The 6,902-nt window shown below is 60.4% G+C and carries 5 protein-coding genes; 1 reads left to right on the forward strand and 4 read right to left on the reverse strand.

Going from position 1 to position 6,902, the window contains the following annotated elements; translation table 11 throughout:
• Positions 1-150: 150 nt before the first annotated feature.
• The 4 genes from nagE to HMPREF3009_RS01600 form a co-directional block, all read right to left on the reverse strand.
• A complete protein-coding gene (gene nagE, locus HMPREF3009_RS01585) occupies positions 151-2,283 on the reverse strand; it encodes an N-acetylglucosamine-specific PTS transporter subunit IIBC (protein ID WP_070511275.1) in 2,133 nt (710 codons plus the stop codon).
• Positions 2,284-2,324: 41 nt separating this feature from the next.
• Positions 2,325-3,104: a glucosamine-6-phosphate deaminase gene (gene nagB / locus HMPREF3009_RS01590; protein ID WP_070679581.1), complete on the reverse strand. Its 780-nt coding sequence runs from the start codon at positions 3,102-3,104 to the stop codon at positions 2,325-2,327.
• Positions 3,105-3,123: 19 nt separating this feature from the next.
• Positions 3,124-4,281 (reverse strand): N-acetylglucosamine-6-phosphate deacetylase, encoded by a 1,158-nt coding sequence (locus HMPREF3009_RS01595; protein ID WP_070679583.1) that lies wholly within the window; start codon positions 4,279-4,281, stop codon positions 3,124-3,126.
• A gap of 176 nt (positions 4,282-4,457) precedes the next feature.
• Positions 4,458-5,336, reverse strand: a complete 879-nt coding sequence (locus HMPREF3009_RS01600; RefSeq protein ID WP_070546697.1) for a poly(ethylene terephthalate) hydrolase family protein — start codon at positions 5,334-5,336, stop codon at positions 4,458-4,460.
• Between the two features lie 246 nt (positions 5,337-5,582).
• On the opposite strand from HMPREF3009_RS01600, the gene HMPREF3009_RS01605 reads away from it, so the two are divergent.
• A complete protein-coding gene (locus HMPREF3009_RS01605; protein ID WP_046647863.1) occupies positions 5,583-6,821 on the forward strand; it encodes an MFS transporter in 1,239 nt (412 codons plus the stop codon).
• Positions 6,822-6,902: the final 81 nt, after the last annotated feature.

Consider the following 6,902-nt stretch of genomic DNA (forward strand, 5'->3'; position numbering starts at 1 on the left):
TGAAATAGGGCCCTCCGAGCCACAACTGCCCGAGTTGCCAAAACCTTCGCTCCTCACCGCAGGGAGCAACGTTGTTTTTGGCAACTCGGGCAGTTTTTATATCTGGGATTTGGCCCCGCCGGCCCATCCCTTGAGATGGGCCGAATCAGGTTAGTTGCTGCGCTTGACGGTGGCCGCAACCTCGCCCGGTTGGACATGACCCTCGCGGGCAATGTCGACACCAGCGACTTGCTTGGCCGTCGGGCACACCACCGGGGTGATGAGGTTGACGCCGCGCTCGCGTAGCTTCTGCGCCTCCACCGCGATGATCGGCGTGCCGGCGGTGACGGTATCGCCCTTCTTGGCCAGGGCCGTGAAACCTTCGCCCTTGAGCTCCACCGTGTCGATGCCGATGTGGATAAGCAGGTCTAGGCCATCCGCGGTCTTCATGCCGAAGGCGTGGCGTGTCTTGAAGATCATGGTGATGGTGCCGTCTACCGGGGCGCAGACGTCGAAGGCATCGACGGTTTCAGGCATAACGGCGAAGCCTTCGCCCACCATGCCCTGTGCAAAGGACGCATCCGGGACCTGGGAGAGCTCGACGACGTCACCCGCGAACGGGGCGCGTACGTCGACGTCCGTCTCACCGTTGACGCTCTTAACGCCGGCGCTGGCCGGCACACTGGCTGCAACACCCGCAGCTCCAGCCGCGCTCGCAGCACCCGCCGTGGCCAGCGCCGGAGAACCGTGACGCAGCTGGTGACTGACCTCGTCATACATGAATTGCACGGCCGGGCCCACGATGACCTGGACGCTCTTCTCCGAGGGGTGGATGACGCCGGAGACGGCGGCGCGCTTGATTACGGAGTCGTCGACAAGCGCGCGATCCTTGACGCCCACGCGCAGGCGCGTGGTGCAGTAGTCCAGGGAGTCAATGTTGTCCTTGCCGCCGAGGCCTTCGATGATGCGCGCGGCATCGGCTGCGGTCTTGTCATCGCCGCTGACGGAATCCGCCGCGTCGTCGGCCTCATCCTCGCCGCGGCCCGGCGTCTTCAGGTTCAGCCAGCCGATGAGGAAGTAGAAGATGACGAAGTAGAGGAAGAAGAAGCCCACGCCCATGACCAGCAGCATGTACCACTTGTTGGCCAGCGGGTTCTGGGAGGAGAGCAGCATATCCACGAAACCGGCGGAGAAACCGAAGCCGGCGGTCCACTCCATGGCGGAGGCGATGAAGACGGACAGGCCCATCAGTAGCGCGTGCACCACGTAGAGCAGCGGGGCGACGAACATGAAGGAGAACTCCAGCGGCTCGGTCACTCCGGTGAAGAAGGAAGCCAAAGCGCCGGCGGCCATGAGGGAGCCGACGACCTTGCGCTTGCTCTTATCCGCGCGCAGGTACATGGCGAGTGCCGCACCCGGCAGACCGAACATCATGACCGGGAAGAAGCCCGCCTGGTAGCGGCCCACGACGCCCTCGACCGTGCACTGGCCGTTGGCCCAAATACCCGGGCAATCAGCGGCAGAGGTCGCGGCCGCGGCGGCGTCGATGGTGGCCTGGCCGGCCTGGAAGTTACCGATGTCGTTGATACCGATGACGTCGAACCAGAAGACGGAGTTCAGTGCGTGGTGCAGGCCAGTCGGGATGAGCAGGCGGTTGGCCACGCCGTAGATGCCGGCACCCGCCGCGCCCAGGCCCTGGATGGAGGTACCGAAGTTGAACAGCGCGTTGTAGATGAACGGCCACACAAAGTAGAGGATCCCGGAGACAACCATGGCGAAGATCGCGGTAAGGATCGGCACCAATCGGCGGCCAGAGAAGAAGGCGAGAAAGTCCGGCAGCTTGGTGCCGTGGAAACGGTTATATACCCAGGCCGCCATGATGCCGGCGAGGATGCCGAAGAGGACGTTGCCGCCGCCCACAGCATTCCAGCCTTCCGCGGCCCATTCCAGCGCCTCATCGCCGGTCAACGCGGTGGGGTCTTCGATGCCGCGGTAGCCGGCCACGGCCTCCGGGCCGAGCAGTTTCATAAACGTGGCGAAGGCCAGGAAACCAGATAGTGCTGCGGCGCCGTTGGAATCCTTGGCCAGACCGAAGGAAATCGCGATGGCGAAGATCCAGCCCAGGTTAGCCAGCACCGCATCACCGGAGCTGATGAGCAGCTGCGCGGCGAGGTTATCCGGGCCGGCGGCGCTGGATATCCAGTAACCAACACCGCAGAGGATCGCCGCGACGGGCAGCACCGCCACGGCGCCCATGAGGGCTTTTCCGAGCCGCTGCAGCGGCCCCATGACATCGACTTTCATGCGAGGAGTCCTTTCACATTAGTAAGGAATAGATGGAGTTTTTAGGAGAAGAGTGGGCGGTGCGGACGATGTTGGTCGGCAAAAATGTAGTACTCGCGGTCCTCCAACTGGGAAGCAGCGGATTCATCCACAATCACCGTGGCGTGCTGGTGCAACTGCAGGATTGAGGCCGGGCAGTGCGCAGACAGCGGGCCTTCCACCATGTTGCGCACAGCATTGGCCTTATTGCTACCGGTAGCCAGCAAGAGCAGACGACGCGCCTCGCTGATCGTTCCCAGTCCTTGGGTTACGGCAAAGCGCGGCACCTCGTCCACGGTGTCAAAGAATCGGGAGTTATCGTTCACGGTCTGCGGGTGCAGAGTAGTGACGTGGGTGCGCGACGTCAGGGAGCTGGAAGGCTCGTTAAAGCCGACGTGTCCGTTGGCGCCGATGCCCAGCAGTTGGATATCCACGCCGCCAGCATCACGGATGGCCTTGTCATAGGTGGCCGCGGCGGCTGCCGGGTCGTCCGCGTCACCAGCGGGGCTTTTCACCAGGTCGTCGTTGAAATCCACGTGGCTGGTGAATTCGCGGCGAATGGTGGAGTAATAAGACTGCTCGTGGGTGCGCTCCAGCCCGATGTATTCATCGAGCAGGAATGCGCGGCTGTCGGCGAAGCTGACCTCGCCGCGCTCATAGCGGGCGATGAGTTCCTTGTACATCGCCACCGGGGTCGATCCCGTGGCGAGGCCCAGGGTGGACCCAGCGTTGGCGTAGTGCGCGAAAATGTTCGCGGCTTCCACGGCCACTTCGGCCGGCGTGGAGCGGATGAGGATTTCCATGAGATGCCTTCCTGTGTGTTTAAGAGAGTGGGATGTCCGCGCCGTCGACGATGACGCGCACTGGTTCCAACTGGGCATTGAGACCCACCAGATTGGCACGAGCGCCAACCGCGATTCGGCCTAGATTCGTTTCCCCCAACACGTCGGCGGCCGTGGTGGAGGTAAAACGCACCGCCTCGCCCAGACCATGGCGCGCGGCGAAACTGACGAATTGCTGGGCCAAGGTGGAGGTACCACCCGCGATGGCGCCGCTGGGCACACGCGCTACTCCCCCGCTCACCGTGACGGGAAGGGAGCCCAATTCATAGTCACCGTCGGCCATTCCAGCGGCCGCCATGGCATCAGTGATGGCGAAGGCTCGGTGGCTGTGGGCCATGTCTACGGTGCCGTCGACAAGATGCACGCCGTCTGCGATGAGCTCGACGGCCACGTCCCCCGCCTTCGCCGCGGTAAGCAAAGCCGCGACCGGGCCCGGCGCGCGGTGGTGGATAGGTGGCATGGCGTTGAAGAGGTGCGTGCCGGTCACGGTGACGCCGAGCTCCTTAGCCTTGGCGATAACGCTCAGCGTGGTGTCGTAATCGGCCTCGGTGTGGCCCAGGCTGGCGATGATGCCATGCTCCGCGCAGACTTCGAGCAGCTTGTCGACGTTCTCCGTCTCCGGCGCGAAGGTAATCGAACGCAGGTGGCCGCGGGCCGCGGCGATGACTGCTCGGAAGAAGTCCGGGTCACCGGGCACGATGCGCGAAGGGTCCTGTGCGCCGCATTTGGCCGCCGCGATGAAGGGGCCCTCCATGTGGATGCCGGCGATTTCACCCTCCTCAGCCAGCTGGGCCAAAAGCTCAGCCCGGGCACACAGCTCTTCTTGTGTGCCGGAGACCAAGCTGGCCAGCAACGTCGTGGTGCCGTGCGCGCGGTGGAAGCGGGCGGCGGCCAGGCACTGCTCATAGTCGCCGTTGGGGAAGCCCCCGCCATTGCCTCCATGGTTGTGCAGGTCCACGAAACCGGGCACCCACAGCAACGCATCCGGGTCCCCGGCGTGCCAGGCGGCCTCGGCTGCGGGGACGTCGCCAAGCACTATGCCCTCAATGCTCTCCCCGAACGTGACGGCTCCGGCGCGCAGCTCGAAGTTCTCATCAATGTAGAGGCCCTCGACGTGGCCTTTCGCCTTTGTCTGCATAACTCATTCGATTCTGTTTGTACAGGCTGGCGTGGCACCGCCCGGTTGACACTTCATTTGAAATTTATCAGGGCTGCCGATTTTTGTGAACCACGCCTCCTGCAAAGAGGCGTGTGAGCACAGGTAGCTTTTTGCGTGTTCGGTACACCGCATGGGATGGCGAAAGACCCCGCGAACTACCAGCCACGGGTGGCCACTCGGTCCCAGAGCGCGTTGCTCGCCAGCTCACCGGCACCCGCCGGTGAAGCGCCAACGAACACGTCTCGTGCATCAGGATCATCAGCAAGAATGTAGCGGAACCACGCGGTGGCATAGCCGTCCCCGAACTCTAAAACGTCCTTGTGATCCGCGCCCAGGCGGCGGGCAATGATTGCCGGACCACCGGCTGATTGAAAGCTCTCCTCTAGGTCTGACCACGGGCTGACAAGCCAGCGGTCTGAACGGCCATCGCTCGTCATCAAGAACAACGGTGCCTCAACATCCGCGGTGGTGTAGTCCCAGTCATTGGACTGTGCCACTTTGTGGGAGGCCGGGCTCGCCGCATACACAGCTGCTACCTCCGTGTGGGCCGCAGCGTTGATGGCGCCCGCGCCACCCTGTGAGTGTCCGAAAATGCCAACCCGTGATCGATCCACGCGAGAATCCAGTTCCGGCAAGCTCTCGATTAGGTGCACGACATTCTCCCCGGTTCCGGTTTGGGGAGTCTCATCGCCGACAACCACGAAGCCCCAACTTGCCAGGTGTTCCGCCACAGGCAGGTAGCTACTCAGCGGCGTGTTCGTGCCATTAGCCATGACCACCGCCGGAAATGGTCCCGCACCCGTCGGTGCCGCAACGGTCACGTCGCCGTCGCGCCGCACGTCGACCTCGTGTGGCCCCTCGCCCGCAAACGACGCTTCCAGCGGGCCACCTGTCTCAGCGCTGTATCCGGGAGCTACGCCGTCATCACCGGTCACGCTGTCTGCATCGACCCACTGCATGAATCCCACAAACCCGACAAACGCCACCACAATCACGGCCACCACGGCAATCATGCCAACCACAAGCTTTTTCATGCTCTACATTTTGATGTTCACAAGAGCGAAGGTCACTAGCGCTAGCACTACTTTTTCCTGTACACAGTGCAAGACCTGACTCCGCCACACCCTTGCAATGAGAGTCGCACATCATTATCTTGTTGCATGTAATCGTCATCACATATGGGAGAAATAATGCTTACCTCCGAAACGCTTTCCGAAGTAGTCACAGTAGGAGGTTCAGGTCCGTTCAGCGGCCAGGGCAACGAAACAGTTGCAGCCTAAATGCATCCCCCTAGAAACAGTGGTGACGAAGGACTTTCATCTATCTACACCTTGACCGCCACATATTTTTTATTGTCAGTGTGCGGGTCAATGACCAGCCTCTCGATTTCACTCCACTTCGCCGAACTCAACAAAGGCGAACTGTTGGTGGCAAGCATCTTCATCTCGGGTACTTGCGCTCAAGTTTTTGCAGTCCCCTTTCTGGCCCCACTCTTCAACAAATTCAACAGCTATCACATTGCGCTTGCTGCACTCTTCTTAGATCTTCTGGGCCTGTTATCAATGGCAGCCTATCCAGAGCCATTGATCCTCATTGTCGGAAATCTCGTCACCGCATGCTTAAGCGGACTGTCAATTCCATCCATTTTCACCATCGCTGACTCTCAGGTCGGCGAAGGACAGCAGGCGAAAGCCTTCTCCCTCTTGGACACAGCCCGACTTGGCAGTGGATTCCTTGGACCACCTCTAGGTGGATTACTACTGGACCAAAGAAACCTGCAGACAGCGCTCTTCGTTGAAGCTTGCGCCGTTGGAGTCTCGCTACTTGCTTTTTATTTCCTTTATAAATCCTCGCCCCCGAAAACACTGCTTCATTCAGAAACCAAAGATTCTTCACCGAGTTTTCTCCAGAAGGTCCTCGAAGCACCTTCCCTTTTGCTGAAGAATAGAAGCGCTCGGTCCGCGTTAACCAGCATTTGGGGAGCAATTATCTGCACCTCGATTTTCAACGTTTCGCTTGTCTTCTATGCGACACAGACCCTCCACGTCAGCGGTACGTTATATGCCATCATTGCCCAAGCATTTATCGTGGGCCGCATCTTTGGCGCACGGCTTTCAGCTCGCCTTCACTCACAGAACGCTGGGAAAGTCCTGGCCGGGGCAGGATTCGCTATGGGGTGTTTCATAGCTTTACCTGGACTATTTCCCTCATTGTGGCTCTGCATCCCATGTTTCCTCCTGGGCGGAGTCTGCAATGCTGCTCAGGTGGCCGCACTACGCATAATCGTTGTCGGATCCGTACCTGATGAAGTGAAACCCAAAGCCCTTTCTACGATGGGTTCAATTAACAGCTCCGCAATGCTTATTGGATACATCATCGGGGCACCTGTTGTAAGTGCCATCGGCCCAGCTGCGGCCCTTGTCGTATCAGGGTTTGGCACCTCTATCCTCACTCTGGGGCCAATTCTGAAGACCACCATGTACGGTGCCTCCGGTGACCAAGACTACGACAACAAATAGCATTCAATTCTGTAGTAAATCTACTGTCAGATGCGAGTTTTTGGTACCGGTGTGTTCAGAAGACTGAAATGGTAGCGGTGT

The sequence above is a fragment of the Corynebacterium sp. HMSC034H07 genome, assembly GCF_001815175.1.
Classification (GTDB): Bacteria; Actinomycetota; Actinomycetes; order Mycobacteriales; family Mycobacteriaceae; genus Corynebacterium; species Corynebacterium hiratae.